Origin of the sequence: Shimwellia blattae DSM 4481 = NBRC 105725 (assembly GCF_000262305.1) — a bacterium.
Lineage (GTDB): Bacteria > Pseudomonadota > Gammaproteobacteria > Enterobacterales > Enterobacteriaceae > Shimwellia > Shimwellia blattae.
The window spans coordinates 4,032,071-4,057,748 of record NC_017910.1 but is presented as its reverse complement, the minus strand read 5'-3'; the positions used below and the strand labels follow the sequence as shown (position 1 = coordinate 4,057,748).

The 25,678-nt window shown below is 52.0% G+C and carries 28 protein-coding genes and 1 pseudogene; 17 read left to right on the top strand and 12 right to left on the bottom strand.

All coding sequences use genetic code 11. The annotated features are described in order from the left end of the window. Positions 1–41: 41 nt before the first annotated feature. Complete coding sequence (gene gmk / locus EBL_RS19000; protein ID WP_002442544.1) at positions 42–665, bottom strand: guanylate kinase; 624 nt, start codon at positions 663–665, stop codon at positions 42–44. 257 nt (positions 666–922) lie between these two features. On the opposite strand from gmk, the gene ligB reads away from it, so the two are divergent. Continuing rightward, the gene (gene ligB / locus EBL_RS18995; protein ID WP_002442546.1) at positions 923–2,638 is read left to right on the top strand and encodes an NAD-dependent DNA ligase LigB; all 1,716 of its coding nucleotides are present in this window, start codon (positions 923–925) and stop codon (positions 2,636–2,638) included. Here ligB and EBL_RS18990 read toward each other — a convergent pair. Beyond that, on the bottom strand, positions 2,635–3,252 hold the full coding sequence (locus EBL_RS18990; protein WP_002442547.1) for a trimeric intracellular cation channel family protein: 618 nt from the start codon (positions 3,250–3,252) through the stop codon (positions 2,635–2,637). The genes ligB and EBL_RS18990 overlap by 4 nt on opposite strands. Positions 3,253–3,592: 340 nt before the next feature. Between EBL_RS18990 and EBL_RS18985 the strand changes: the two genes are divergently transcribed. Then, positions 3,593–3,802: a hypothetical protein gene (locus EBL_RS18985; RefSeq protein WP_002442549.1), complete on the top strand. Its 210-nt coding sequence runs from the start codon at positions 3,593–3,595 to the stop codon at positions 3,800–3,802. Positions 3,803–3,867: 65 nt separating this feature from the next. On the opposite strand, the pseudogene EBL_RS20995 reads toward EBL_RS18985, so the two are convergent. Together EBL_RS20995 and EBL_RS18975 are read right to left on the bottom strand one after the other, a co-directional pair. After that, positions 3,868–4,029, bottom strand: a pseudogene (locus tag EBL_RS20995) (autotransporter outer membrane beta-barrel domain-containing protein); the annotation flags it as partial. A 205-nt stretch (positions 4,030–4,234) separates the two neighbouring features. Next, positions 4,235–5,098 (bottom strand): YicC/YloC family endoribonuclease, encoded by an 864-nt coding sequence (locus EBL_RS18975; protein WP_002442553.1) that lies wholly within the window; start codon positions 5,096–5,098, stop codon positions 4,235–4,237. Positions 5,099–5,222: 124 nt separating this feature from the next. Between EBL_RS18975 and rph the strand changes: the two genes are divergently transcribed. Together rph and pyrE are read left to right on the top strand one after the other, a co-directional pair. Next, positions 5,223–5,939, top strand: a complete 717-nt coding sequence (gene rph / locus EBL_RS18970) for a ribonuclease PH (RefSeq protein WP_002442554.1) — start codon at positions 5,223–5,225, stop codon at positions 5,937–5,939. A 68-nt stretch (positions 5,940–6,007) separates the two neighbouring features. Beyond that, the gene (gene pyrE / locus EBL_RS18965) at positions 6,008–6,649 is read left to right on the top strand and encodes an orotate phosphoribosyltransferase (RefSeq protein WP_002442556.1); all 642 of its coding nucleotides are present in this window, start codon (positions 6,008–6,010) and stop codon (positions 6,647–6,649) included. 32 nt (positions 6,650–6,681) lie between these two features. Here pyrE and slmA read toward each other — a convergent pair whose 3' ends face one another. From slmA to coaBC, 3 genes are all read right to left on the bottom strand, one after another. Continuing rightward, positions 6,682–7,278, bottom strand: a complete 597-nt coding sequence (gene slmA / locus EBL_RS18960; RefSeq protein WP_002442558.1) for a nucleoid occlusion factor SlmA — start codon at positions 7,276–7,278, stop codon at positions 6,682–6,684. 126 nt (positions 7,279–7,404) lie between these two features. Then, complete coding sequence (gene dut, locus EBL_RS18955) at positions 7,405–7,863, bottom strand: dUTP diphosphatase (RefSeq protein WP_002442560.1); 459 nt, start codon at positions 7,861–7,863, stop codon at positions 7,405–7,407. Beyond that, the gene (gene coaBC, locus EBL_RS18950; RefSeq protein ID WP_002442563.1) at positions 7,841–9,055 is read right to left on the bottom strand and encodes a bifunctional phosphopantothenoylcysteine decarboxylase/phosphopantothenate--cysteine ligase CoaBC; all 1,215 of its coding nucleotides are present in this window, start codon (positions 9,053–9,055) and stop codon (positions 7,841–7,843) included. Before coaBC ends, dut begins: the two co-directional genes overlap by 23 nt. Positions 9,056–9,216: 161 nt before the next feature. Between coaBC and radC the strand changes: the two genes are divergently transcribed. From radC to mutM, 4 genes are all read left to right on the top strand, one after another. After that, on the top strand, positions 9,217–9,888 hold the full coding sequence (gene radC / locus EBL_RS18945) for a RadC family protein (RefSeq protein ID WP_002442565.1): 672 nt from the start codon (positions 9,217–9,219) through the stop codon (positions 9,886–9,888). Positions 9,889–10,103: 215 nt separating this feature from the next. After that, positions 10,104–10,340: a 50S ribosomal protein L28 gene (gene rpmB, locus EBL_RS18940; RefSeq protein WP_002442568.1), complete on the top strand. Its 237-nt coding sequence runs from the start codon at positions 10,104–10,106 to the stop codon at positions 10,338–10,340. An 11-nt stretch (positions 10,341–10,351) separates the two neighbouring features. Next, on the top strand, positions 10,352–10,519 hold the full coding sequence (rpmG, locus tag EBL_RS18935; protein ID WP_002442576.1) for a 50S ribosomal protein L33: 168 nt from the start codon (positions 10,352–10,354) through the stop codon (positions 10,517–10,519). Positions 10,520–10,642: 123 nt separating this feature from the next. Then, on the top strand, positions 10,643–11,452 hold the full coding sequence (gene mutM, locus EBL_RS18930; RefSeq protein ID WP_002442578.1) for a bifunctional DNA-formamidopyrimidine glycosylase/DNA-(apurinic or apyrimidinic site) lyase: 810 nt from the start codon (positions 10,643–10,645) through the stop codon (positions 11,450–11,452). Between the two features lie 5 nt (positions 11,453–11,457). Here the strand turns inward: mutM and coaD are convergent, their stop codons facing one another. Further along, positions 11,458–11,946 (bottom strand): pantetheine-phosphate adenylyltransferase, encoded by a 489-nt coding sequence (gene coaD / locus EBL_RS18925; protein ID WP_002442579.1) that lies wholly within the window; start codon positions 11,944–11,946, stop codon positions 11,458–11,460. Positions 11,947–11,954: 8 nt separating this feature from the next. Continuing rightward, a complete protein-coding gene (gene waaA, locus EBL_RS18920) occupies positions 11,955–13,232 on the bottom strand; it encodes a lipid IV(A) 3-deoxy-D-manno-octulosonic acid transferase (protein ID WP_002442580.1) in 1,278 nt (425 codons plus the stop codon). Positions 13,233–13,624: 392 nt separating this feature from the next. Here waaA and rfaQ point away from each other — a divergent pair, with 392 nt between their 5' ends. From rfaQ to EBL_RS18875, 9 genes are all read left to right on the top strand, one after another. Beyond that, on the top strand, positions 13,625–14,695 hold the full coding sequence (rfaQ, locus tag EBL_RS18915) for a lipopolysaccharide core heptosyltransferase RfaQ (RefSeq protein WP_014716265.1): 1,071 nt from the start codon (positions 13,625–13,627) through the stop codon (positions 14,693–14,695). After that, positions 14,692–15,816, top strand: a complete 1,125-nt coding sequence (locus EBL_RS18910) for a glycosyltransferase family 4 protein (protein ID WP_002442584.1) — start codon at positions 14,692–14,694, stop codon at positions 15,814–15,816. Before rfaQ ends, EBL_RS18910 begins: the two co-directional genes overlap by 4 nt. After that, positions 15,809–16,606, top strand: coding sequence for a lipopolysaccharide core heptose(I) kinase RfaP (gene rfaP, locus EBL_RS18905; RefSeq protein WP_002442586.1), 798 nt, complete (start codon positions 15,809–15,811; stop codon positions 16,604–16,606). Before EBL_RS18910 ends, rfaP begins: the two co-directional genes overlap by 8 nt. A 17-nt stretch (positions 16,607–16,623) precedes the next feature. Beyond that, complete coding sequence (gene waaO, locus EBL_RS18900; RefSeq protein ID WP_002442588.1) at positions 16,624–17,640, top strand: lipopolysaccharide 3-alpha-galactosyltransferase; 1,017 nt, start codon at positions 16,624–16,626, stop codon at positions 17,638–17,640. 17 nt (positions 17,641–17,657) lie between these two features. Continuing rightward, positions 17,658–18,665, top strand: coding sequence for a glycosyltransferase family 8 protein (locus EBL_RS18895; RefSeq protein ID WP_014716264.1), 1,008 nt, complete (start codon positions 17,658–17,660; stop codon positions 18,663–18,665). A gap of 16 nt (positions 18,666–18,681) precedes the next feature. After that, complete coding sequence (gene rfaY, locus EBL_RS18890; protein WP_002442593.1) at positions 18,682–19,383, top strand: lipopolysaccharide core heptose(II) kinase RfaY; 702 nt, start codon at positions 18,682–18,684, stop codon at positions 19,381–19,383. A gap of 64 nt (positions 19,384–19,447) precedes the next feature. Continuing rightward, positions 19,448–20,323, top strand: a complete 876-nt coding sequence (waaZ, locus tag EBL_RS18885) for a 3-deoxy-D-manno-oct-2-ulosonate III transferase WaaZ (RefSeq protein WP_002442595.1) — start codon at positions 19,448–19,450, stop codon at positions 20,321–20,323. A gap of 102 nt (positions 20,324–20,425) precedes the next feature. Next, complete coding sequence (locus tag EBL_RS18880; protein ID WP_002442597.1) at positions 20,426–21,199, top strand: glycosyltransferase family 25 protein; 774 nt, start codon at positions 20,426–20,428, stop codon at positions 21,197–21,199. A gap of 15 nt (positions 21,200–21,214) precedes the next feature. Then, positions 21,215–22,513: an O-antigen ligase family protein gene (locus EBL_RS18875; protein WP_232001884.1), complete on the top strand. Its 1,299-nt coding sequence runs from the start codon at positions 21,215–21,217 to the stop codon at positions 22,511–22,513. 8 nt (positions 22,514–22,521) lie between these two features. Here the strand turns inward: EBL_RS18875 and rfaC are convergent, their stop codons facing one another. From rfaC to rfaD, 3 genes are read right to left on the bottom strand one after another with little or no spacing between them, the layout of a single operon-like run. Beyond that, the gene (gene rfaC, locus EBL_RS18870; RefSeq protein WP_002442601.1) at positions 22,522–23,487 is read right to left on the bottom strand and encodes a lipopolysaccharide heptosyltransferase RfaC; all 966 of its coding nucleotides are present in this window, start codon (positions 23,485–23,487) and stop codon (positions 22,522–22,524) included. Between the two features lie 3 nt (positions 23,488–23,490). Further along, positions 23,491–24,537 (bottom strand): ADP-heptose--LPS heptosyltransferase RfaF, encoded by a 1,047-nt coding sequence (gene rfaF / locus EBL_RS18865; RefSeq protein WP_002442603.1) that lies wholly within the window; start codon positions 24,535–24,537, stop codon positions 23,491–23,493. A gap of 13 nt (positions 24,538–24,550) precedes the next feature. Beyond that, positions 24,551–25,483: an ADP-glyceromanno-heptose 6-epimerase gene (rfaD, locus tag EBL_RS18860; RefSeq protein ID WP_002442604.1), complete on the bottom strand. Its 933-nt coding sequence runs from the start codon at positions 25,481–25,483 to the stop codon at positions 24,551–24,553. Positions 25,484–25,678: the final 195 nt, after the last annotated feature.

Here is a 25,678-nt window from a genome sequence, read left to right as displayed (position 1 = left end):
CACAGATGAAGAAATGACTGGGCATGATACTGAAACCCGCCTCAGTCTGCCAATAGTTTGCTGATTAATGCGTCATGTCGCTGCTTCTGGCGGCTCATGCGCAGGCGCTCGGCGCGGATAATAATTTTAAGATCCGCCAGCGCCGTATCGAAATCGTCGTTAACGATCAGGTAATCATATTCGGCGTAGTGGCTCATTTCCGCTACTGCCTGGGCCATGCGCCGGGCAATGACCTCTTCACTATCCTGACCGCGGCCGCGCAGGCGGCGATCCAGCTCAATTTTTGACGGCGGCAGAATAAAAATACTGCGCGCATGGGGCATTTTGGTGCGAATTTGCTGTGCGCCCTGCCAGTCAATATCAAGGAAAACATCCACACCGGTTGCCAGAACCTGCTCAATGGTCTCGCGCGATGTGCCGTAGTAATTACCAAAAACTTCCGCATGTTCCAGGAAGGCGTCTCTGGTAATCATTTCCCGAAATTCGTCTTTACTGACAAAAAAGTAATGCTCGCCGTGTACTTCACCAGGACGCGCTGCCCGGGTGGTATGGGAAACCGAAACCTGCGTGTCATACAGCGGTTGGGTTTTCAGTAACGCCTGAATAAGGCTTGATTTTCCAGCGCCGCTGGGCGCAGAAACGATATAAAGCGTGCCTTGAGCCATGTGTGTCTTATTGAGTTGGTATACAAAAAAGGAGTGCGTATACCCACTTATTATACACATGGTTGTTGTGTGGCGTAATCCTGGTCACACTTTTCCTGCGGATTTGTTCTTTTTCGCGCACTGTTTTCCAGATATCCGCCTTTGTTGCATCTCTCAGAGAGATATCTGTGAAGACCGATCGCAGTACAACAAATCGCGGCTCGTTATTTCCTGCCAGACACCATAACAATGGCGCCTCACCTTCAGGGAGGCTTGTTATGCGTGTGTGGGCGGGATTGTGGCTGGGGCTGGTCAGCACGGTGGTTACGGGGCAGTGCCCCGACTGGCAGCCAGCGCATGCCGGGCAGGAGATAGCCCGGCTCAGCCAGCAGATAGACCAGTGGGATAAGGACTACTGGCTGGCCGGGGCCAGTGAGGTTAATGACGAAACCTACGACCGGCTCACCGCGCGGCTGGACATGTGGCGCCAGTGTTTTGGTTACTCCCCGCAGCCGCCCCGCCAGCCCCCGGCAAAGGGGCATTTTCTGCATCCGGTTGCCCATACCGGGGCCCGTAAATTGCGCGATCGGCTGGCGGTTGCGCGCTGGATGGCCGGGAAAACCGATCTCTGGATCCAGCCGAAGGTGGACGGTGTGGCGGTGACGCTGGTCTATCAGAACGGCCGCCTCAGCAAGGCCATCAGCCGTGGAGACGGGCAGCGCGGGGAAGACTGGACCAGCCGGGTACGGGGGATTGCGGCAGTCCCCGCTGTGGTTTCCGGCCCGCTGCGCGACAGTGTGTTGCAGGGGGAGCTGTTTTTGCGGCGTGAGGGGCATATTCAGCAGCGCATGGGCGGGGAAAACGCCAGGGCACTGGTGGCCGGGGCGATGATGCAGCAGGCAGACAGCGCGCTGCTTAACCGGCTGGCGATATTTATCTGGGCCTGGCCGGACGGCCCGGCAGATATCAGGCAGCGTATGGCGGCGCTGAGCGCGGGCGGGTTTCACTACAGTGCCCGGTATACGCTGCCGGTGCAGGATAGCGCAGAGGCGGAACGCCAGAGAACGGCGTGGTTTACCTCGCCGCTGCCTTTTGTAACGGACGGTGTTGTCATCCGCCAGGGGCATGAGCCCGCCGGGCGTTACTGGCGGCCAGGGCAGGCAGGCTGGATGGTGGCGTGGAAATACCCGCCAGTTTCCCAGGTGGCAACGGTGCGTGATGTTCAGTTCAGTGTCGGGCGGAGCGGAAAAGTCAGCGCGGTGGCACACCTGGAGCCGGTCCAGCTGGATGATAAGCGCGTTCAGCGGGTGCTTATTGGCTCCGTGGCGCGCTGGCGCGCACTGGATATCGTGAAGGGCGATCAGCTACAGATAAGCCTGGCCGGGCAGGGGATCCCGCGCCTGGATCGGGTGGTCTGGCGGGTGAGCGAGCGCCAGCGGGCAGAGCCGCCACAGGAGATATTTACCCCGCTGAGTTGTTATTTCTCCTCCCCGGGGTGTGAGGCGCAGTTTCTGGCGCGGCTTAACTGGCTGGGCTCCGGGGCGGTGCTGGATATTGGCGGTATGGGCCCGGCCACCTGGCGGTTACTGCACCAGCAGTGGCGTTTTGAACATATTTTCTCCTGGCTGGGGCTGAGCCGGGAACAGCTCCAGTCAACGCCCGGGCTCTCTGCTTCCCGGGGGCTTCAGCTGTGGCACCGGTTTAACCTGGTCAGGAAACGGCCGCTGGTGCGCTGGGTGATGGCGCTCGGGCTGCCGCTAAGCGCGGCGGCGTTACGGGCCACCGCGGATAGCGACTGGGGCGCCTTCAGCTCCCGGTCTGAGCAACAGTGGCGGGGTGTACCAGGTGTTGGCGCGAAGCGGGCCAGCCAGCTGATGGCAGTGTTACACCATCATGTGCTGGGGAAACTGGTGGCCTGGCTACAGGAACAGCAGATCCCGGCGTTTACACCACCGGGGGCAGAGCCTGAAAACCCACCGGGGAGCGTGGGCTAGTCATTTGCGTGGTGGTAATGAAACACCGGCAGGCCAAGCCGCAGTCTGACGGCCAGCATCCGGGTAATAAACCCAAACAGCAGCGTGGAAATCACCACCACATCGTGGTTGCTGGTGTAGTGCTCCATGGCGATATACAGAATGGCGGAGGCAAACGAGATCCCCGCATACAGCTCTTTCTGGAATACCAGCGGTATACGTTTGCAGAACATATCGCGCAGGACACCGCCAAAGACCCCGGTAACAACGGCGGCAATCGTGGCGATTACCGGGCCCTCCCCCATATCGAGGGCGATTTGTGCACCAATAATCGAAAAAACCACTAATCCCAGCGCGTCCAGCACCAGAAACAGGCGGCGTAGATGGGGCATTACCGGGGCGACTATTGTGGTCAGTACCGCGGCAATGGCAACGATAACAACATATTCAGGGTGGCGGACCCAGCCCAGCGGATAGTGCCCCAGCAGAATATCTCTGACTGATCCTCCCCCCAGTGCGGTGGCAGTGGCAATGATGATAACGCCAAAAGTATCCATACGGCGGCGCCCGGCAGCGAGTGCTCCGGTCATCGCTTCGGCGGTAATACCAATTAAATAGAGAATATGCAGCAACATGATCTTATTCGTGGTGTAGTCAGGCCCGAAAGCAGAGGTAAACAGGGTAGCGGCCCGGGCGGCGAATCTCGCTTGAGATTTTCTAAGGCAATGTGTTTCGCGATACTTAAGTTAGTGCGCTATTTTTGTTTTATACTTAAAAAACAATGTGATGATTGTTTTTAATGTTTGAATATGCATTAGAAAATATAATGCTTTTTTTCAGCGCATAGCAAAGAATGATCATTTGCCCTGTGGCGGGGGGCTTCCCGTGAGTGTAAATAAGCAGGAATGGATAAGCCTCGGGGGCGTTTTTCAACTATTGATCATATATCCGGTCGGTCAGTAAAAGGGAGGTAATATGGCGGTTCTCGGAGGTAATGCTAACAGTCTTATTAATAAGATGGTTGATTTCAGGGCGTCCACCCAGGCCTTTATGGAGTATCTGGGCAAATCCACAGAGCAGAACGATGCGACGGAGTCTATCCCGCCCGACAAAATACCGATGTATCTGGAAAGGCTGGAGCACTACCGGGCAATTTATAAAAACAAAGACAAACAGACAAAATAACGCCAGCAACCAGCCGCACCACAGCCCGTATGTTGCGGGCTGCGGTGCTTATGTACAGCGTACTGTCAGAAGTGATACTTCACGCCAATCATGGCCGTGCTGTCGTGATAACCTTCATCACCCATTTGTGTGCCCACATTCCCCCACAGATTCAGGCGCGGGTTGATTTGCCCTTCCACGCCGACTTTCACCTCACCGATATTACGCGCACCTGCCTGGCTGCCTGTAAATTCGCCTATTTTCAGGGTGTAACCGGTTTTCAGCGAGGCCGTCAGCCCCCGGGATTTGTAAGAATCCCGGGCGGGTTTTCGCCATTCACATGGCTGTTGAGCCAGCTTTGTTGCGTCGTCATGATAGCCCATGATAAACAAAAAGCCCGCTGGGTTGCGGGCTTGATGTGATTTATGCGTCGTCGTGAATGCTGCTGATAGCTTACTCGATATTCTGAATCTGTTCGCGCATCTGCTCGATCAATACTTTAAGCTCAATGGCTGAGTTAGTAATTTCCGTATTGATGGATTTTGACGCCAGAGTATTCGACTCGCGGTTAAATTCCTGCATCATAAAATCCAGGCGACGGCCGACAGCTTCTTTCTTTTTCAGGATGTTGTAGGTTTCTTTTACATGCGCATCCAGACGGTCGAGCTCTTCGGCCACATCCAGACGCTGGGCAATCAGCACCAGCTCCTGCTCCAGGCGGTTATTTTCCAGCTGAACCTGGGCTTCTTCCAGTTTGGCGGTCACCCGTTCGCGCTGCCACTTGAGCACGTCCGGCATCTGGGCACGTACTTTGGCCACTTCGCCGGTTACCGCTTCAAGACGCTGCTCGATCAGCGCTTTCAGTGCCTGACCTTCGGTTTCGCGGGCGACGATAAAGTCATCAAGGGTCTGCTCAAGTGCGGCCATAATCTCAGCGGCAATGGCGTCCAGATCCTGCTCTTTTGCCGACATCACGCCAGGCCAGCGCAGCACGTCTACCGGGTTAATTTCACCCTCGTCGCTTTGCATTTTTACCCAGTTGGCGGCATCTACCAGCTGTTTAGCCAGCTTTTCATTGAGGATCAGTGAGCTTTGGGCGCTGGCGTCTGGCTCAAAGCGCAGGGTGCATTCCACTTTGCCACGGGTCAGGCGCGCCCGGATACGCTCCCGGACGACAGGTTCCAGGCTGCGAAATTGTTCCGGCAGGCGGAAGTAGGTTTCCAGATAGCGCTGGTTAACTGAACGCAATTCCCAGGCGGCGCTGCCCCATTCACCCTTTAGCTCGCGCCGGGCGTAGGCGGTCATACTGCGGATCATATTAATACCTGTTAATAAAAAGTGGATGCATGGATTATAGCGGCGCCTACCTCTCCAGGATAGGAATAACCGGCTGAAGTCCGTATAATGCGCAGCCACACTCGTTTTAAGCCGGAGAATTACTATGCGTCCAGCAGGTCGTAGCGCCACCCAGGTGCGTCCCGTCACCCTGACCCGTCACTATACAAAACACGCTGAAGGCTCCGTGCTGGTCGAGTTTGGCGAGACGAAAGTATTATGTACGGCCTCCGTTGAGGAGGGGGTTCCCCGCTTCCTGAAAGGTCAGGGCCAGGGCTGGGTCACCGCCGAATACGGTATGCTGCCGCGTGCGACCCATACCCGTAATGCCCGGGAGGCCGCTAAAGGTAAACAGGGGGGCCGCACGATGGAGATCCAGCGTCTGATCGCCCGTTCCCTGCGCGCCGCGCTGGATCTGAAAGCGCTGGGTGAGTTTACCATCACCCTGGATTGTGACGTGATTCAGGCAGATGGCGGCACCCGTACTGCTTCCATCACCGGCGCCTGTGTTGCCCTGGCTGATGCCATCCAGTCACTGATGGATAAAGGCAAACTGAAAACCAACCCGATGAAAGGCATGGTAGCGGCGGTCTCCGTCGGGATCGTGGCGGGTGAGGCGGTGTGCGATCTGGAATATGTGGAAGATTCTGCCGCAGAAACCGATATGAATGTGGTGATGACCGAAGACGGTCGCATTATTGAAGTGCAGGGCACCGCAGAAGGAGAGCCCTTCACCCATGAAGAGTTACTGGCGTTGCTGGCCCTCGCCAGAGGGGGCATCGATGCCATTATTGCGTCGCAGAAGGCGGCGTTATCCCGTTAAGTGTAAGGCGACTGAAGAGTCGCCTTTTTTTTGCCTTGCCGTTATGTCTGTCTATAAGGAGCGAATCCATGAAACCGTATCAGCGCCAGTTTATTGAGTTTGCGCTTAACAAGCAGGTGCTTAAGTTCGGCGATTTTACGCTGAAATCCGGGCGTAAAAGCCCCTATTTCTTTAATGCCGGGCTGTTTAATACCGGGCGCGACCTGGCGTTACTGGGCCGTTTCTATGCGGAAGCGCTGGTAGATTCAGGTATCGGTTTTGATCTGGTTTTTGGCCCGGCATACAAAGGTATCCCGATTGCCACCACCACTGTTGTTGCCCTGGCTGAACACCACGAGCGCGACGTTCCCTACTGCTTTAACCGCAAAGAGGCCAAAGACCACGGCGAAGGGGGAAACCTGGTCGGTAGCCCGCTGCAGGGCCGCGTGATGCTGGTTGACGATGTGATCACCGCCGGGACCGCTATTCGTGAGTCGATGGAGATAATCCAGGCGCACCGGGCAACCCTGGCCGGGGTGCTTATCTCCCTGGACCGCCAGGAGCGCGGCCGTGGCGAGCTTTCGGCGATTCAGGAAGTGGAGCGTGACTACGGTTGTGCCGTGATATCGATTATCACCCTGCGGGATCTGATAACCTACCTGGAAGAAAAACCGGACATGGCAGAACACCTTGAGGCGGTCCGCCAGTACCGCCAGCATTACGGGGTCTGAAAACCGAAGGAGCCCGTTGCGGGCTCCTTGTCTTACTGTAACTGCGCGGCGACCAGCGGCCAGCGCTGCTCGAAATCGTCGGTCGGGCGATAGCGGAAATCACTGCGCACAAACCGGGACAGCATACCCTCACAAAACGACAGCAGCTGGCTGGCCAGCAGGGTTTCATCCGTGGTGTAGCCTTCTCCTTCGCGCATTTTCTTTTCGCGTAATACCTGGCGCAGCTGTGCCTCTATGCGCTCAAATAACTGGTTAATACGCCCCTGCAGGCGATCCTGTTCAAACATCAGAGCATGGCCAGTCATAATCCGGGTCAACCCCGGGTTACGCTCACCAAACCCCAGCACCAGCAAGACGATAAGCCGCAGCCGGGTGCCGGTATCTTTTTCATCTTTAAGGATGAGGTTGATACGGCTGGTAAGACTGTCTTCGATAAACTCAATCAGACTATCAAACATGCGGGTTTTGCTGGGAAAGTGCCGGTAAAGTGCCGCTTCGGAGACCCCGACAGACGCGGCCAGCTTCGCGGTGGTGATCCGCTGGCTACCATCACTGGACTCCAGCATCTGCGCCAGAGACTGAAGTATTTCCTCGCGGCGATTCCGTTTCGCGGTTTGTTTTTCTGCCATGATGTTAAAAGACCCCTGAGAAGACACGTATAGTCAGAAAGGCATCCACACAACGCCCGCAGGCAAAACGGGCCTGCGGTAATGTTATGGCGTGATAACGTGGCGTAGGATGCGTTTAGTTATCGATTACTGACGGCCGGAATGGCCAAAACCACCGGTGCCGCGATCGGTCAGGTCAAAGTCTTCAACCAGGTTGAATTCTGCCTGAACCACGGGGACAAACACCATCTGGGCAATACGTTCACCGGGTTCAATGGTAAATGGACTGGTGCCGCGGTTCCATACCGAAACCATTAACTGGCCCTGATAATCTGAATCAATCAACCCAACCAGATTACCCAGCACAATCCCGTGCTTGTGCCCAAGCCCCGAGCGCGGAAGGATAACCGCCGCCAGAGACGGGTCTGCAATATGGATAGCCAGGCCAGTCGGCAGCAGGGTGGTCTCCCCCGGATTCAGGGATACGGCGCTATCCAGACACGCACGCAGATCAAGACCCGCAGAGCCTGATGTCGCATAAGTGGGGAGCGGGAATTCTTTACCTACGCGGGCATCAAGAATTTTAACGTCGATTTTTTTCATCATAACGAGTAACTATTTCGTCCAGTAAAAGGTGGCCAAGGCGGGTTTTGCTCTCCAGGGGTAAGACTTTATCCCCCTCCTGCCAGAAAAGGTGCAAGGCGTTATCATCGCTATTAAACCCCTGATTTGACATGGACACATCATTAGCGCAGATCAAATCAAGCTGTTTGCTGACCCGTTTTTTGCGGGCATATTCTTCCACATTATTTGTTTCGGCGGCAAACCCGACCACAAACGGGCGGTTGACCGTCAGCGCACCGACACCGGCAATAATATCCGGATTTTTAATCATCTTGATCAGCAGTTCATCACCCTGCTTTTTGATTTTTTTGTCGGCTATCTGTTCAGCGCGGTAATCGGCAACGGCGGCACAGCCGATGACAATAGACTGCTGCTGAGCATGCAGCTGTACTACCGCCTCCATCTCAAGGGCGGTTGTTACGTCAATGCGTGTCACCCCCGGAGGGGTCGGCAATGATACCGGACCCGCCACCAGCGTGACATTCGCACCCCGTGCGGCGGCAGCGGCAGCAATGGCAAAGCCCATTTTGCCGGAGCTGTGGTTGGTAATAAAACGCACCGGATCCAGCGGCTCCCGGGTGGGGCCGGCCGTTATCATAATCTTCAGGTGCTGCAGATCATGACGGGCTGTAAAATGCTGTTCTGCCAGCGCCACAATCGCCAGCGGGTCCAGCATACGGCCGGGGCCGATATCACCACAGGCCTGGCTGCCGCTGTCCGGCCCCCAGATCAGCAGGTTTCGCCCGCCCAGCACCTGCAAATTATGCTGCGTTGCCGCAGCCCGGTACATTTGCTGATTCATGGCCGGTACAACCACGACCGGGGAGGGGGTTGCCAGGCAGATAGTGCTGACCAGGTCATTTGCCATACCGGCGGCGACACGGGCAATCAAATCTGCCGTTGCCGGGGCGAGAATCACTAAATCAGCCCATTTCCCCAGCTCAATATGGCCCATGGCGGCTTCCGCAGCCGGATCCAGCAGACTGTCCGCCACCGGATAACCAGACACCGCCTGCAGGCTTAGCGGTGTGATAAACGCTTTTGCTGCCTCCGTCATTGCCACGCGCACGTCCGCGCCGCGATCGCGCAGCCTGCGCACCAGTTCCGGGGCTTTGTATGCAGCGATACCGCCGCTAATCCCCAGAACGATTTTTTTGCCGGAAAGCCCCGTCATATTCCGTTCCTGTCTGCCGTTGTAGGGGAGGGATTTTATCATAATCAAAAAATATCCGGAAAATCTCCCCGGCCTTAGTTTGCGAGACATTACGCAGTGTGGTGAGGCAACAGTCGTTTTTTGTTTTTTGGCTGGCACAATGCCACGGGACAGGAGGGCTTATGAAATATGACGCAACCATGGTAATGCTGCCCAGAGAGAAACTGCTGGCATTTGGCCCCCAGGCGCTGAGTGATGTTGAGCTGCTGGCGTTATTTTTACGCACCGGGCGCCCCGGGGTGCATGTGCTGCGTTTCGCCCGCCAGATGCTGGACCACTTCGGCTCATTGCGTGCACTACTGAGCGCAGATCTGGCCGCTTTTGAGCATATTGACGGGGTGGGGGTGGCTACATTTGCCCAGTTAAACGCCGTGGGGGAGATGTCCCGGCGCTATTATGCCGCGCAGATAAAAGAAACCTGCCTGCTGACCAGCCCTGAAACGACCCGGGAATTCCTGTGTGCTGAGCTGGCCGGTGAGCAGCGGGAGATCTTTATCGTGATCTTTTTGGATAATCAGCATAGGGTGATTACCTGGAGCCGGATGTTTTCCGGCACACTGGCGCATGTGGAAGTGCACCCCCGGGAGATTATCCGTGAGGCGCTAAGGCATAATGCGGCGGCGGTGATCCTGGCCCATAATCATCCGTCCGGAAAGGCGGAGCCCAGTAAAGCAGACCATTTTATCACCCGCCAGATTGTCCATACCTGCCAGTCGCTGGACATTCGGGTGCTTGATCATCTGGTTATTGGCCACGGTGAGTGCGTTTCTTTTGCAGAACGTGGCTGGATTTAAGGCGAAAAGCGAGATCCTCAGGGATCTTTATCTGTTCGGGACTTGAGCACATGTCCGACACAGCGTATACTACGCCACCTTTGAGAATCTCGGGTTTGGCATTTGGGCCTGGCATACGCGAGTTCGCATTGAACCGCCAAACCGGGCCTGCAGGCCTGACGAGGCGCCAAAACCCTATACGAAGCTCGAGCTAATCTGATTTTTGGAGAATTGACATGTCCCGAGTCTGCCAAGTTACTGGCAAGCGTCCGGTGACCGGTAACAACCGTTCCCACGCACTGAACGCGACTAAACGCCGTTTCCTGCCTAACCTGCACTCACACCGTTTCTGGGTTGAGAGCGAAAAGCGTTTTGTTACTCTGCGTGTATCTGCTAAAGGTATGCGTGTTATTGATAAAAAAGGCATCGAAGCGGTTCTGTCCGATCTGCGTGCCCGTGGCGAGAAGTACTAAGGAGCTAAATCATGGCTAAAGGTGTTCGCGAGAAGATCAAGCTGGTTTCTTCTGCTGGTACTGGTCACTTCTATACCACTACGAAGAACAAACGTACTAAACCTGAAAAACTGGAACTGAAAAAATTCGATCCGGTTGTTCGTCAGCACGTTGTCTACAAAGAAGCCAAAATTAAATAATTTTGCCTTTCTTATAAAAACCCCGCTCCGGCGGGGTTTTTTGTCTCTGCCGCACCCCCATATACAGAAAGTCATTATCCTGCATGTTGCCGGAGCCAGAATGACCGCTGATGAGGGGGAGTGATGCCTGAATTACCCGAAGTAGAAACCAGCCGCCGTGGTATTGAGCCCTATCTTGTGGGGCAGACCATTTTGCATATCGAGATCCGTAACGGCAGGCTGCGCTGGCCCGTTTCTGAGGCGCTCTACGCGCTGAGCGATAAACCGATACTGAGTGTACAGCGCCGGGCCAAATACCTGCTGCTGGAGCTGCCTGAGGGGTGGATTATCATTCACCTGGGGATGTCCGGCAGTGTTCGTATCCTGCCTGATGCACCCGCTGCCGGGAAACATGACCACGTGGACCTGGTGCTGAGTAACGGCACCGTACTGCGCTATACCGACCCGCGCCGCTTCGGGGCGTGGCTGTGGGCCCGCAGCCTGGAGAATCACCCTGTGCTGGCCCATCTGGGCCCGGAGCCCCTTAGTGAGGACTTTACCGGGGCTTACCTGCACGCCAGTGGCGCCAGGAAGAAAATCGCCGTGAAACCCTGGCTGATGGACAACAAACTGGTGGTCGGGGTGGGAAACATTTACGCCAGTGAGTCATTATTTGCCGCCGGGATCCACCCGGATCGCGCCGCACAATCGCTGTCTGTGGCGGAGTGTGAGCGGCTGGCTCAGGAAATTAAAACGGTGCTTCAGCGCTCTATTGCCCAGGGCGGCACGACCTTAAAAGACTTTCTGCAAAGCGACGGTAAACCGGGCTATTTCGCCCAGGAGCTTCAGGTATACGGGCGGGAAGGGGAACCCTGTCGGGTATGCGGCACGGCAATCAGCGCCACAAAGCACGGGCAGCGCCGGACCTTTTACTGTCGGCACTGCCAGCACTGAGGTGATTACTGGCCGGTGCGGATTTTTGCCAGTAACGCCTGGCACACCTGCCCGGGCAGGAAGTGGGCCACATCGCCATGGTGGCGGGCCACCTCTTTTACCAGCGAAGACGAGACGAACGACCACTCCTTCGCGGGCATCAGGAACACACTTTCCAGCCCCGGCATCAGGTGGCTGTTCATTTGCGCCAGCTGCATTTCGTATTCAAAATCCGCCACGCCCCGCAGGCCGCGCACCAGAATGTTGGCCTGCTGCTCCCGGGCGAAGTTAGCCATTAAATCACTGAAACCCAGCACGTCCACATTCGGAATATGCGCCAGGGCATCGCGGGCCAGCGCTACGCGCTCTTCCAGCGTAAATAGCGGTTTTTTGCCCGGGCTTGCCGCAATCGCCAGGATGACCTGATCGAACATGGCGGCGGCGCGGCGGATAATATCAATATGACCGTTGGTGATGGGGTCAAACGTGCCCGGATAGATAGCCCTGGTTGACATAGCGATCCTTAATGCGTTTTGGGTGGCAGGTAAGGTTCCAGTAATGAGAGTAGCCGCTGTAGCGCGCCCTGGTTCTGATACAGAACCTCTACTGCGTGGCGCCCGTAGTAGCTGCGGTAGTCCGCATCTTTCAGCAGTGAGGTGACCTGCTCTGTCAGCGAGGCGGCGTCTGTTACGGTTAACAGACCATCGGCCTGCTCCAGGCGGGCGCAGATATCTTTAAAGTTAAAGGTATGGGGCCCCATCAGCACCGGGATCGCGTGGGCTGCCGGTTCAAGGGGGTTATGGCCCCCGCGCTCAACCAGTGAGCCCCCCACAAATGCCAGATCCGCAATGCCATACAGCAGCATCAGCTCGCCCATGGTATCGCCAACCACAACCTGGGTCGCGGAGGACGGGATCTCGCCGGAGGAGCGGGTAATAAATGTCATACCGGCCTGGCGAACCAGGTCTACCGCCTCCGGGAAGCGCTCCGGATGACGGGGCACCAGGATCAGCAGTAAATCAGGAAAGGTTTTCAGCAACTGCTGATGCGCCTGTAAGACGATGGCCTCTTCACCTTCGTGAGTGCTGGTGGCTATCCACACCGGGCGATGTGGTGCCCACTGGCGGCGCAGCGTTACGGCTCTTGCAGCGAGCTGGGGCGTAACGGAAATGTCGAATTTCAGGCTCCCGGTCACCGAGAGCTGGCTGTTTTTCGCACCCAGTTCGATAAAGCGCTGTCCGTCTTCCTCATTTTGCGCCGCGATAAGCGTAATGCGGCTCAGCAGGGTGCGCACCAGGCTGCCCAGTTTGGCGTAGCCGGCAGCCGATCGGGCAGAGAGCCGGGCATTGGCGATAACCAGCGGAATGTTGCGCTTATACAGTGCGGCTATCAGGTTCGGCCAGAGTTCCGTTTCCATAATCAGGACCAGTTTTGGGTCCACTTTATCAAGGAAACGGTTGACCGCGTCCGGAAGATCATAGGGCAGGTAAACGTGCTGAACATCACTACCAAAGGCCGATAACACGCGCTCTGAGCCGGTAGGGGTCATGGTGGTTACCGTAATCGGCAGCGACGGATACCGGTGGCGTAGTGCGCGCACCAGGGGGATTGCCGCCAGCGTTTCGCCCACCGAAACAGAGTGCAGCATAATGCCGCCCGGTTTGAGTGGCTTACGGTAGAACCCGTAACGTTCGCCCCAGCGCTTGCGGTATGCCGGGGCTTTGCGTCCACGCAGCCAGAGCCGTATCCAGATAAGTGGCTGAATAAGGTATAGCAGGGTGGTATAGAGCAACTGAAGCATAGTACCTGGCTGGCTTAGGAATGTGCTGAGGATTCTATGTATTTACCCCTTCCTTTGCCAACCTTTTTGCCGGTTTGAGCAGAATAAACGCGAAATCTGCGGGGAAAACAGACGCCATCTCACATTATGCCGGGGCGTTATGCCGATTTCCCCTGGTCGGACGGCGTCTTTCCGGCATAATTCACCTTGCGGGCTGGTAATGTTATTAATTGATTATAAATGATAATTTATTGTTTTTGCTTAAAAAATATCCATATCGGATTGTATGGTAATAAGTGATACACTAGTCCGAAATTTGGACACGGTGTCAGTTCTCAGGTAGCTGTTGAGCCTGGGGCGGTAGCGTGGCTTTTTTCAGTTATACGGACAACCATCACCCATAAGAGCCGATTGTGGAAAAAACGTTTACCCGAATACTGGTTATTAAAATGCGCTTTCATGGAGATATGCTGCTAACCACGCCGGTAATAAGTACGCTGAAACGCAATTATCCTGACGCGAAAATCGATATGCTGCTTTATCAGGATACCATTCCAATATTGTCTGAAAATCAGGATATTAATGCGTTTTACGGCATTAAAAATAAGAAAGCCAAAGCACTGGATAAAGCCGCGAATTTTATTGGCCTGATTAAAACATTACGCGCCAATAAGTATGATTTGATTATTAATTTAACTGACCAGTGGATGATTGCGCTACTGGTGCGGATGCTGAATGTTAAAACCAGTATCAGCCAGGATTATGGTCACCGGCAGTCGGCCTTCTGGAAAAAGAGTTTTACGTACCTGGCACCGTGGCTGGGCCAGCACTGTGTTGAGCGTAACTTATCGGCGCTGGCTCCGCTGGGATTAACCGATATTTTCCGGGAAACCTCGATGGTATATCGCCCGGAGCACTGGGACGATATGCGTCGCCAGCTTGAGCAACTGGGAGCCCGCGAGCCTTATGTGGTGATCCAGCCAACAGCCCGCCAGATGTTTAAATGCTGGGATAACGATAAATTCGCTCAGGTGATTGATGATTTGCAGCAGCGCGGTTATCCGGTGGTGATAACCACCGGCCCGGGGGCGGATGATCTGGCCTGCGCGGAAGATATCGCCACCCGCTGCCAGACGCGGCCGGTTACCGGGCTGGCGGGGAAAACCTCCTTTCCGGAGCTGGCGGCGTTAATTGATCATGCGGCGTTATTTATTGGCGTGGATTCTGCGCCCGGGCATATTGCGGCGGCGGTACACACCCCGATAATCAGCCTGTTTGGCGCGACAGACCATGTCTTCTGGCGCCCCTGGTCCGACAATCAGATACAGTTCTGGGCCGGGGACTATCAGCCGATGCCGCCCCGCGCTGAGCGGGATCGCAACAAGAAATATCTGTCTGTTATTCCCGCTCAGGATGTGATTGCGGCAACGGAAAAAATGCTGCCCCACCTGGCTCATGCACCTCAAACCGGTAATCACCTATGATCGTTGCATTTTGCCTGTATAAATATTTCCCTTTTGGCGGCCTGCAGCGCGATTTTTTGCGTATTGCCTCTACCGTGGCGGAGCGCGGCCATACGGTGCGCGTTTACGTTCAATCCTGGCAGGGGGAGCGACCCACCGGGTTTGAGATTATTGTGGTTCCGGTAAGTGCGCGCACCAATCACGGGCGTAATGCGCAGTATTACCACTGGGTCAGCGCGCATCTGGGCCAGCATCCGGCCGATCGGGTGGTGGGGTTTAATAAAATGCCCGGCCTTGATGTCTATTACGCGGCGGATGTGTGCTATGCCGAGAAAGTTGCCCGGGAAAAGGGGTTTTTCTACCGCTTAATGCCGCGTTATCGTCATTTTGCTGCGTTCGAACGGGCGGTATTTCGCCAGGGGGCCGCAACAAAATTACTGATGCTGACGGATAAGCAAATTGCCGATTTTCGCAAACATTACGCCACCGAGCCCGAACGCTTCTTTATTTTACCTCCCGGGATTTACCCGGACCGGAAATACAGCAATCAGCCTGCTGACGCCCGCGCGCGCTATCGCAGTAAGAATCATATTGATAGCCAGCAATATCTGGTGCTGCAGGTGGGCTCGGACTTCAGCCGTAAAGGGGTTGATCGTTCCATTGAAGCTGTGGCGGCGCTGCCCGCTGAGTTGCGCAGCCGGGTGACCCTCTACATTGTCGGGCAGGATAAGCCGGGAAGATTCGCACAGCTGGCAAAACGGCTTGGGGTGGGCGCCAATGTGCACTTTTTCGCCGGGCGGAATGACGTTTCTGAGCTGATGGCCGCCGCGGATCTGCTGCTGCACCCGGCTTACCAGGAAGCGGCGGGCATTGTGCTGCTGGAGGCTATTACCGCCGGCCTGCCGGTGATTACCAGCGCAGTATGCGGTTATGCGCACTATATTAGTGAGGCAGGCTGTGGCGAGGTGATCGCTGAGCCCTGGCAGCAAAGTGCGCTTAATGGGGCGCTGAGCAAGGCCCTGTGTAATAAGGCACTGCGTGATGCCTGGGCTGATAATGCCCGCCACTATGCGGATACTCAGGATTTATACAGTCTGCCGGAAAAGGCGGCGGATATTATTATTGGTGATTTACATGGTTGAACTGAAAGAGCCCCTGGCGACGCTGTGGCGCGGGAAAGATGCTTTTGCGGAAGTGCAAAAGCTCCGGGGGGAGGTTTTTCGCGAGCTTGAAACGCGCCGTACTCTGCGATTTGAGCTGGCGGGTAACAGTTATTTTCTTAAATGGCACCATGGCACCTCAGTAAAAGAAGTTGTGAAGAATCTGCTGTCGCTGCGTCTGCCGGTGCTGGGCGCTGACCGGGAGTGGAACGCCATCCATAAACTGCACGATGTGGGTGTGGATACCATGCACGGGGTGGGGTTTGGCCAGCGGGGGGTTAATCCTCTGCGGCGCACGTCCTTTATTATTACCGAAGATTTAACGCCGACCATCAGTCTGGAGGATTATTGTGCCGACTGGGCAACGCTGCCGCCAGATCCTCGGGTGAAGCGGATGATTATCCGCCGTGTTGCCACGATGGTCAGAAAGATGCACCAGGCAGGCGTTAACCATCGTGATTGTTATATTTGCCATTTTTTGCTGCATCTGCCGTTTGAAGGGGATGAGCAGCAACTGAAAATTTCGGTTATTGATTTGCACCGGGCCCAGATGCGCAGCCATGTTCCCCGGCGCTGGCGCGACAAGGATTTGATTGGGTTGTATTTTTCATCTCTGAATATCGGGCTGACTCAGCGTGATATTTTCCGGTTTATGAAGGTTTATTTCGCCCGGCCATTACGGGATACGCTGGTAAAAGAGCAGGCGCTGTTGTCCCGTGCGCAGGAGAAAGCCAGCAAAATTCAGGAAAGAACAATCAGAAAAGCGTTGTGATTCTTTAGGGGTGATATATGGGATATCAGTATTTTAATACTGACGAAATGATTAAGAATACCACCGTTTTTGATGAACGCGACCCGTCATTAAAAAAAGAAAGTTTCCATATTGCATATGGTATTGATAAAAATTTTCTCTTTGGTTGTGGTGTCTCTATTGCCTCTGTATTAATGAATAATAGAGAAATGGATTTTGTCTTCCATGTTTTTATTGATCAGCTTTCTACTGATGATGTGCAGACGTTTTCTCAGCTGGCAAAATCATATAAAACATGTATTCAGCTTCATATTGTAAACTGCGAAAAACTGAAATCATTCCCGACAACGAAAAACTGGTCGGTTGCGATGTATTTCCGCTTTATTATTGGTGACTACTTTATCGGCTCGCAGAAGGTGATTCTGTATCTTGATGCTGATATTGTTTGCAAAGGTGATATTAGCGGATTAGTAAATATATTACCTGATGATAAGGTAGCCGGTGTTGTGCCAGAGCGCGATCAGTCATGGTGGGAGCAGCGGGCGCACAGTCTTCATTGCCCGGCCCTTGAAAAGGGCTATTTTAATTCGGGGATGTTGTTGCTGAATATTGATGCCTGGGCCAGGGAATATGTCTCCGGCAGAGCTATGGAGATGTTATCTGATAAAAAGATAACATCCATGTTGTCCTATATGGATCAGGATATCCTTAATCTCATTTTACATGATAAAGTGCAGTTTATTGATAAAATATATAATACGCAATTTAGCCTCAATTATGAGTTAAAAAAGACATTTATTAATCCTGTTTCAGATAGCACCGTTTTTATCCACTATGTGGGGCCAACCAAGCCATGGCATTCATGGAGTTGCTATGCATCTGCAACGCCATTTCTGGTTGCGCGAGAGCATTCCCCATGGAAGGATACGCCGCTGATGAGCCCCGGCAATGCTAATTATGCGAGATATTGCGCAAAACATAATTTTAAACAAGGCAAAAATATCGCAGGGATCATTAATTATATTTTTTACTTTTACCTTAAGATTAAAGGGTGAGCACTGTAGGTAATAATATGATAGGATTTGTGAAAGAAGTCTATTCCTTTCAGGGTGAGAATATTACCAGTAATTACCGTGAGCTTAATATATCTTATGGTATTGATAAGAATTTTTTATTTGGTGCTGGTGTATCGATCTCTTCAGTTCTGATCAATAATTCAGATATAAATTGTATTTTTCATGTCTTTACTGATTATATTGATGATAGCTATCTTTCTTTTTTTAAAGAAACCGCATTGCAATTTAACACAAAAATCAATATCTATCTGATTGATCCTGAATATTTTCGCGATTTGCCGACATCATCTTTTTGGTCATATGCCACCTATTTCAGGGTGTTGTCGTTTGAATATTTAAGTCAGACTATTGCGACGCTGCTGTATCTTGATGCAGATGTAGTATGTAAAGGTAGCCTTAAATATATTACTGAAATTCAGTTTGCTGATGAGTTTGCAGCGGTTGTTCCGGACACCGGAAGCACTCAACAGATGAGCGTTTCCCGGCTGAATATACCAGAAATGGAAGGTAAGTATTTTAATGCCGGAGTGATATATGTTAACTTAAAAAAATGGCATGATTCTAATTTAACACCATTTGTATTTTCCCTGCTCAGGGGAGAAACAAAATATGGCTTCCTGAAATATCTTGATCAGGATGCATTAAATATCGCGTTTCAGACGAATAATATATATCTTCCGAATGAATATAACAGAATATATACACTGAAAAACGAATTAAGAGATCGCTCACATCAGAAATATAAAAATTTTATTACAGATAAAACGGTTTTAATTCATTATACCGGCATCACAAAACCCTGGCATCAGTGGGCTAAATATCCATCTGCAGAGTATTATCACCAGGCTCTCCTTTTCTCTCCGTGGAAAAAGCACCCGTTGAAAAATGCGCATACGGTAACGGAGATGAAAAAGCGTTATAAACATCTGCTGATTCAGGGAAAATATTTCTCAGGTATTTCTGCAGGGCTAACTTATCTGTTAAAGAAACGAAAAAATAAATAACTTATTCTGGTCACCTATGAGTATAAAACATAACGTAAATGGATATGCCGTTTTCACCAAGTCGTCAGATGGTGAAAAATACATTGATGTTCTGAATGATTTCTTTGCCTGTAACATAAAGGTTATAAAAGTATTTCGTAACATTGAGGATACCAAAGTATTATTGATTGATACGAAATACGGGAAGTTAGTTTTAAAGATATTTTCACCTAAACTCAAAAAAACAGAACGCTTCCTGAAGGCAATGCTTAAGGGTGATTATTATGAAAAGTTATTCCAGCAGACTGAGCGTATTCGCAACGAAGGGCTGGACTCAGTAAATGATTTTTATCTGTTAGCTGAGCGTAAAACACTGCGCTTTGTTCATACCTATATTATGCTGATTGAGTATATCGAAGGCACTGAGCTATCAGATATAAAAAATATTGATGAAAAATTAAAAGAAAAAATAAAAAGATCAATTGATGAGCTGCATCAGCATGGTATGGTTTCCGGCGATCCCCATAAGGGGAATTTTATTATCCAGGATGGTGATGTAAGAATTATTGATTTATCAGGGAAAAGGCCATCAGCAGCCCGAAGAGCAAAAGACAGAATCGATCTTGAACGTCATTACGATATAGTGAATGAGGTTAAAGATTTTGGATACTATCTTTTGATCTATAAAAAGAAATTCAGAAATTTCATCAGGAAGCTGAAAGGGAAGGAGGCCCGGTAATTCTTATATTACTAAATATATTACGGCTGTTTTAAAGTAAATAATACGACCTAATGGATGTTTTATGAGAAGAATGACGTTTGTGACCCGTTCTGACGTAAAATGTATGACGGACAGGAAAACATCGGATGATGTGATCATTTTCCTGTCCGGGCCGACATCTGTAAAAACACCTTTGTCTCTTCTGCGTACAAAAGACGTTATTGCCGTTAACGGTGCGGCTGATTACCTGATTAAAAATGGCGTTCAGCCGTTTATTTATGTCTTAACAGATGCGCGTTTTTTGAAAAACCGAAGAGATGATTTTTATCGTTTCCGGGAAAACAGCCGCTTTACATTTATTAATCAGGAGGTCTATCAGGGTGCTTCCGAAGAAGAGCGGGAATATTTACGTGAACATTGCTTTATCCTGAAAGGATTTTATCACCGGGAAAAAGGTGGTTTCTTCAAAAAAATAAAATTCAAGGTATTATCCAGAATACATAAATCACTATTGATTGATGTGCCGGTATCGAAACGCCAGCGCCTGGTGGGATTCTCTCAGGATATTAGTCTTGGGTATTGTTCTTGTCATACTGTAGCCTATGCTGCCATGCAAATTGCCTATTCTTTAAAATATAATAAAATTATTTGCTCTGGTCTTGATCTTCAGGGTGCCTGCGGTCGGTTTTATGATGAAGGTAATAACCCTATGCCTTCTGAGCTAAGCGCTGATTTATTAAAGATAATTCCGTTTTTTAAGTTTATGACGGATAATGTAACTGATATTAATGTTTATAATCTATCCGATGATACGGCGGTGAACTACGATATTATTCCGTATATCTCTGCTGCTGATGCTATGCTGCAGAGAGCGGAAATATCATCCGAACAATATGATATCAAAAGTATTAGTGAAGCCGTTTTACGCACCGGTGAGAAATCATTTAATATTTACTAATCAGAAAAGTACGATGATCAAGTGGCACTGTTTTTGTTATCGTATTTTATCTAAGCATACAACGTTAGCTAAAATAAAAATAAGAAACTATCAGGGTTATATATGAGCATTCCTGTTTATGTGGTTTCGCTAAAGCGAGATGTAGCCAGAAGAGATAAAATCTGTGCCGACTTCGCAGCGATTGGCGTTGAATTTGAGTTCTTTGATGCCGTGGATGCTAAATCACCTGAGCGATATCAGGTAATTCAGCAGGCAAGAAGTACCGGACGGGGTAGCGTGATGTCGGATGGTGAGATTGCCTGCGCGCTCAGTCACCAGTATCTGTACCAGAAGCTGCTGGATGAAGGGCACGACTGGGTGGTTGTCCTGGAAGATGATGTGATCGTTGATCGGCGCTTTAAGCAGTTTATCGACCAAATAAGTGCTGCATCCCTTGCTCATCTGGATAAGCAGGATCTGGTACTGCTCGGGGGGCAAAAAGGGCTGCACGATTATCCGGTACTGGGGTTAAGTTTGTTGAGTTATCAGCGCCTGGGTGGGTTTACATTCCGGCGAGTTAACTATAACGAGAAAAAGATCCGCCGCACTTGCTGTTATATGATGAATGCGGTAATGGCAGCGTCTATTGTGGATTTTACCGCATCTTATGGTATTTACCATGCCGATAGCTGGAAACTGCTTTCTCAGCATGGATTAATAAATAATTATTTTCTTAATGAAATGATTATTCACCCTAAAGTGAATGCTACCAATAGTCATCTGGAGCAGGAAAGGATTGAATCCGCAGGGGATAAGGAAGAGAGAAGTGCAGTCAACAGGAATTTAAAGATTGCCAGATCGTGGATGAGAGTGTTCTGCTCCTCTTTTTTTAAATAATTACTGTGGAATCAATTGCTGAACCATATGCTTACTTTGAATGAAAATTCTCGCTTCGATAGCGCTGTTGCCAAAATTATAATGGCGTTTTACCTGGCAGGTATCATTTGTATAGGTATTAATCCAAATTATACGAATAAGATAATAAATATTGCCGGGGCTGTTTCATTTGTTATGCTGGCCATTGGTTATCGAAAGCTGCCTGCGATTGATCGTAATGTTTTTATTCTGGCTATTCCGTTGCTGTTACTGGGTGGGATTGATCTTATCTGGTATGGTCTGTATAAAAATCCTGATGTGTTATATAAAAATGGTTATCGTGGCTATCTGGAAGCCGGAAAGATGCTGATAGCCGCGGCCTTTACGGTTATTTATTTTTCCCGTGTCCGGCATGTTGTCTATAAATATGAGTTTCTCATTGCTGCGATTATTGCTCAGGCTATTATCCTGGGCCGCTCTTTTTATCAGGGGATTTATCTTGGCGCAGAGAGAATCTCAGTATCAGCCATGGGCGGGAATATCGGGCAAATGGGCGCTGCGACAATTGCCGCGTATATGCTGACATTCTGCTCTCTTTTTGCATCCATTGTGTTTCTGAAGTCTGAAGTGAAATATCGCTGGATCTTATTTTATGCTAACTTTATTTTAACTCTGTCGGCTGTTGTGATGACCGGAACCCGGTCTGCTATTGTGACCTACCCGCTAATGATCATATTGCTGATTATTATTGAGCACCGCCAGCATAAAAAACGCATGTTAAAAATCACGTCATCTATCGCAGGGTTGCTGATACTTTGCGGTATCGCTTTCCATGATAATGTCGATGAACGTGTTAATGCGATGACTCAGGACATTACCCAGTATCAGAAGAATAATAGCGATACCTCTGTTGGCGCTCGTCTTTCTATGATGCAGGCCGGATTTAATTCCTCACCGGTGACAGGATGGCAATCGCTTGAAGTCAGAGGGGATAAGGTTATCGCATTAGATAAGCAGGATGCTATTTACGCGGGGGCGGTGAGATTTCTCAATGTTCATATGCATAATGAAATCGCGGAAGCCTACTCGATTCGGGGAATCTCTGGTGTGGCGCTGATTTTTGCCCTGTACCTTGGTATGGCGCTGTATTGCCTGAAGAGTAAAAATTACGGTTTGCTGGTATTCCCGCTGGCGATATTTTTATTCGGGCTCAGTGATGTGGTTACCCACGCGAAGCCTATTCCGGCATCGTGGATTGTGAGCCTGCTGCTAGCCGTTATATTGTGTAATGAGAGCGCCAGAAATACGGGTTCCCGGCGCCCTACTGAATCATAACCCGCGCGTTATTCTGCCAGGGTGCTGAGTTGTTCCAGTACCCTGGCGGGAAGTAAATCCTGAAGGTGTTTAGTCTCTGCACAGCACGCATACTGATTCTTCCCGTACCCGCCAATCAATCCCGGATCCGTCGGGCCATACAGCGTAATATTGGGCCTGTCGAGCGCCGCTGCCAGGTGGCTTAACCCGGTATCCACCGACACCACATACTGTGCCCCGGCAAGCTCCCGGGCAATCCCCTCAAGACTCATCCGCGGTAACACTTCCACATAGTCAAACCCTTCTGCCAGGCGCTTCGCCCGGGCCTCTTCGTGGGGCGCACCCCAGGGCAGCTTAATATGAATACCGCGCCCTTTTAGCTGGCCGATCAGTTCGCGCCAGTGGGCTTCAGGCCAGTGCTTATCATCCCGGGTTGTGGCATGCAAAAAGACCGCATAAGGATCACTGGCCGTGATGCCGGGTGTCAGAAAGTGCCGGGCGATTGCGTAGTCGCCCGGGGTCTGCGGTTTTTCATAACCCAGGCTTTGGGCAAATAACGCACGGGTACGCTCAACGGCGTGCATCTGCCTGGGGATATGGTGGCGCTTATCATAAAACAGGCTGGCCAGCGGCTCCCGTGCGGTTTGCCAGTCCATACCGTGCTTCGTTCCCCGGGCATGGCGTGTAACCAGTGCGGCGCTTTTCAGCAGCCCCTGGGCGTCAATTACCGCATCGTATGCCACTTCCTGCAGGCGGTGGCGAAATGCCTCTCTTTCCTGGCGTACAGGCTGTGAGAACCAGCCCTTACGCCAGCGACGGATAGCAACGGGCAGCACCCGCTCTACCGCACTGTGCCAGCCGGGAATTTGGGCGAATCCTTCCTCCACAACCCAGTCAAAGCGGATCCCGGGAAGCTGCTGTTGTGCATCGGTTAATGACGGCAGGGTATGCAGAACATCCCCCATTGAAGAGGTTTTTACAATCAGCACCCGCATCCGTTAGGCTTCCTGTTCCTGCAATAAGGCGTGGAGTTCGTCAGCCACCCGTTCCGGCTGAATATCAATCAGGCTCTGATGGTAGCCTTCATCCCCCTCGCCCTTGCGTACTTTCAGGTAGCCGGTAATCAGGCGGATAACCCGCGCCTGATGAGAAAGCGGCGGGGTAAAATCCGGGCTGCTGGGGCCGTAAAGGGCGACCAGCGGGCGGTTCAGCGCAGCGGCAACATGCATCAGCCCGGAGTCATTGGTCACCACCGCTTTGCAGGAGGCAATCAGCACCACGGCCTGATCGAGTGTGGTATCCCCCGCCAGATTAAAGCAGCAGGCCTGCTGCTCACTGGTCAGTGAGGCGAGGATCTGATTACCCGCTTCGCTGTCTTTTGCCGAGCCGAACAGGACTATCTGGTAGCCCTCATCAATCAGTTTTGCGGCCAGCTGTGCGTAGTGATAATGGGGCCAGCGCTTGGCCGGGCCAAATTCCGCACCGGGGCAAAAACCGATGATCGGCCGCCCGGCAGACAAGCCGAACCGGGCGCACATCGGCGCTTTTTCTTTATCGTCGACCTGTAATTGCGGCCAGAGCAGGGGCCGGGGAAGATCGCGTGCGTTTTCCATCGCGCCTTTATCGTAAGCCAGCGCCACGTAGCGCTCGACCATCAGCGGCCAGGCGCTCTTGTCCAGCTTGCGGGCATCATTAAGCAGGCCATAGCGCATTTCGCCCAGCCACCCTGTACGGTGCGGGACATGGGCAAAAAAAGGCACCAGGGCGGATTTAAATGAGTTTGGCAGCACGTAGGCGCGATCATAGCGGCGCCCGCGCAGGCTTATTCCTAAGCGGCGGCGCTCGCCAATTTCCAGCGCGCCGTGGCCCAGCGGCATGGGGATGGCCTCGTTCACTTCCGGCATACGCGCTAACAGCGGACGGCACCAGGCCGGTGCCATCACATCAATTATCGCCTGGGGATAACGCGCCCTGAGCGTGCGATACAGACTTTGCGACATCATCATGTCGCCCACCCATGACGGGCCAATCACCAGAATTTTCATACGCCAGTAACCGTTACGCCTTGCGGTTCAGCCAGTCCATGTATTCCGTTACCCCTTCGGCAACGGTTTTAAACGGCTTATCGTAACCGGCAGCGCGCAGCTGGGTTAAATCTGCCTGGGTAAATGCCTGATAGCGGCCTTTGAGCTTATCCGGGAACGGAATGTATTCGACCTGGCCTTTTTTGTGCCATGCGAGGGTCGCATCGGCCACGGCCTGGAAGGATTCTGCCCGGCCGGTGCCGCAGTTATAGATCCCGGAAACCCCGTTCTGCCAGAACCACAGGTTCATGTTCGCCACATCGCCCACATAAACAAAATCGCGGCGGAAGCTGTCACTGCCTTCAAACAGTTTCGGGTTCTCGCCGTTATTCAGCTGGGTATTGAGGTGGAAAGCCACGCTTGCCATGCTGCCTTTGTGGCCTTCACGGGGGCCATACACGTTGAAGTAGCGAAAGCCGGTGATCTGGGAGGTGGCTTCCGGCAGGATCTGGCGGACATACTCGTCGAACAGGAATTTGGAGTAGCCGTATACGTTGAGCGGCTGCTCGTATTCGCGGGATTCAATGAAATCTGCGGTACGGCCGCCGTAGGTTGCTGCCGAAGAGGCATACAGGAACGGAATTTCCCGCTCCAGGCAGTAGTGCAGCAGCTCTTTAGAGTACTGATAGTTGTTATCCATCACGTACTTGCCATCCCACTCGGTGGTGGAAGAGCAGGCGCCTTCGTGGAATACCGCCTCAATATCGCCGAACTCTTCGCCGGACATGATCTGGACCAGGAAATCTTCTTTGTCCATATAGTCGGCAATGTTCAGATCAACCAGGTTGACGAATTTGGTGCCGTCTTTCAGATTATCGACAACCAGGATGTCGCGATAACCGATATCATTCAGTGCTTTGACAATATTACTGCCGATAAAACCAGCACCGCCGGTGACAATGATCATATGCGTTAACCTTTAAAAATAAGGGCACAGGACGGTATATCCCGTGGCGTACTGTTTCTTATCATATCATTACATTGATACACCGACAGCATTGGCGCTTTTATGATGGCGTAAGAGGGGTATCCCAAAGTCGTTTATGCTGTATGAATCATAAAGCTCGCAGTGTCGTCTCGTTTACCGGCGATGCTTTCGGTA

What these genes read in the sequence shown, in the direction of transcription:
- gmk (WP_002442544.1), bottom strand. Translation starts at nt 665, where the DNA reads ATGGCTCAAGGCACGCTTTATATCGTTTCTGCGCCCAGCGGCGCTGGA.
- ligB (WP_002442546.1), top strand. Translation starts at nt 923, where the DNA reads ATGCGTGTGTGGGCGGGATTGTGGCTGGGGCTGGTCAGCACGGTGGTT.
- EBL_RS18990 (WP_002442547.1), bottom strand. Translation starts at nt 3,252, where the DNA reads ATGTTGCTGCATATTCTCTATTTAATTGGTATTACCGCCGAAGCGATG.
- EBL_RS18985 (WP_002442549.1), top strand. Translation starts at nt 3,593, where the DNA reads ATGGCGGTTCTCGGAGGTAATGCTAACAGTCTTATTAATAAGATGGTT.
- EBL_RS18975 (WP_002442553.1), bottom strand. Translation starts at nt 5,098, where the DNA reads ATGATCCGCAGTATGACCGCCTACGCCCGGCGCGAGCTAAAGGGTGAA.
- rph (WP_002442554.1), top strand. Translation starts at nt 5,223, where the DNA reads ATGCGTCCAGCAGGTCGTAGCGCCACCCAGGTGCGTCCCGTCACCCTG.
- pyrE (WP_002442556.1), top strand. Translation starts at nt 6,008, where the DNA reads ATGAAACCGTATCAGCGCCAGTTTATTGAGTTTGCGCTTAACAAGCAG.
- slmA (WP_002442558.1), bottom strand. Translation starts at nt 7,278, where the DNA reads ATGGCAGAAAAACAAACCGCGAAACGGAATCGCCGCGAGGAAATACTT.
- dut (WP_002442560.1), bottom strand. Translation starts at nt 7,863, where the DNA reads ATGATGAAAAAAATCGACGTTAAAATTCTTGATGCCCGCGTAGGTAAA.
- coaBC (WP_002442563.1), bottom strand. Translation starts at nt 9,055, where the DNA reads ATGACGGGGCTTTCCGGCAAAAAAATCGTTCTGGGGATTAGCGGCGGT.
- radC (WP_002442565.1), top strand. Translation starts at nt 9,217, where the DNA reads ATGAAATATGACGCAACCATGGTAATGCTGCCCAGAGAGAAACTGCTG.
- rpmB (WP_002442568.1), top strand. Translation starts at nt 10,104, where the DNA reads ATGTCCCGAGTCTGCCAAGTTACTGGCAAGCGTCCGGTGACCGGTAAC.
- rpmG (WP_002442576.1), top strand. Translation starts at nt 10,352, where the DNA reads ATGGCTAAAGGTGTTCGCGAGAAGATCAAGCTGGTTTCTTCTGCTGGT.
- mutM (WP_002442578.1), top strand. Translation starts at nt 10,643, where the DNA reads ATGCCTGAATTACCCGAAGTAGAAACCAGCCGCCGTGGTATTGAGCCC.
- coaD (WP_002442579.1), bottom strand. Translation starts at nt 11,946, where the DNA reads ATGTCAACCAGGGCTATCTATCCGGGCACGTTTGACCCCATCACCAAC.
- waaA (WP_002442580.1), bottom strand. Translation starts at nt 13,232, where the DNA reads ATGCTTCAGTTGCTCTATACCACCCTGCTATACCTTATTCAGCCACTT.
- EBL_RS18910 (WP_002442584.1), top strand. Translation starts at nt 14,692, where the DNA reads ATGATCGTTGCATTTTGCCTGTATAAATATTTCCCTTTTGGCGGCCTG.
- rfaP (WP_002442586.1), top strand. Translation starts at nt 15,809, where the DNA reads ATGGTTGAACTGAAAGAGCCCCTGGCGACGCTGTGGCGCGGGAAAGAT.
- waaO (WP_002442588.1), top strand. Translation starts at nt 16,624, where the DNA reads ATGGGATATCAGTATTTTAATACTGACGAAATGATTAAGAATACCACC.
- EBL_RS18895 (WP_014716264.1), top strand. Translation starts at nt 17,658, where the DNA reads ATGATAGGATTTGTGAAAGAAGTCTATTCCTTTCAGGGTGAGAATATT.
- rfaY (WP_002442593.1), top strand. Translation starts at nt 18,682, where the DNA reads ATGAGTATAAAACATAACGTAAATGGATATGCCGTTTTCACCAAGTCG.
- waaZ (WP_002442595.1), top strand. Translation starts at nt 19,448, where the DNA reads ATGAGAAGAATGACGTTTGTGACCCGTTCTGACGTAAAATGTATGACG.
- EBL_RS18880 (WP_002442597.1), top strand. Translation starts at nt 20,426, where the DNA reads ATGAGCATTCCTGTTTATGTGGTTTCGCTAAAGCGAGATGTAGCCAGA.
- rfaC (WP_002442601.1), bottom strand. Translation starts at nt 23,487, where the DNA reads ATGCGGGTGCTGATTGTAAAAACCTCTTCAATGGGGGATGTTCTGCAT.
- rfaF (WP_002442603.1), bottom strand. Translation starts at nt 24,537, where the DNA reads ATGAAAATTCTGGTGATTGGCCCGTCATGGGTGGGCGACATGATGATG.
- rfaD (WP_002442604.1), bottom strand. Translation starts at nt 25,483, where the DNA reads ATGATCATTGTCACCGGCGGTGCTGGTTTTATCGGCAGTAATATTGTC.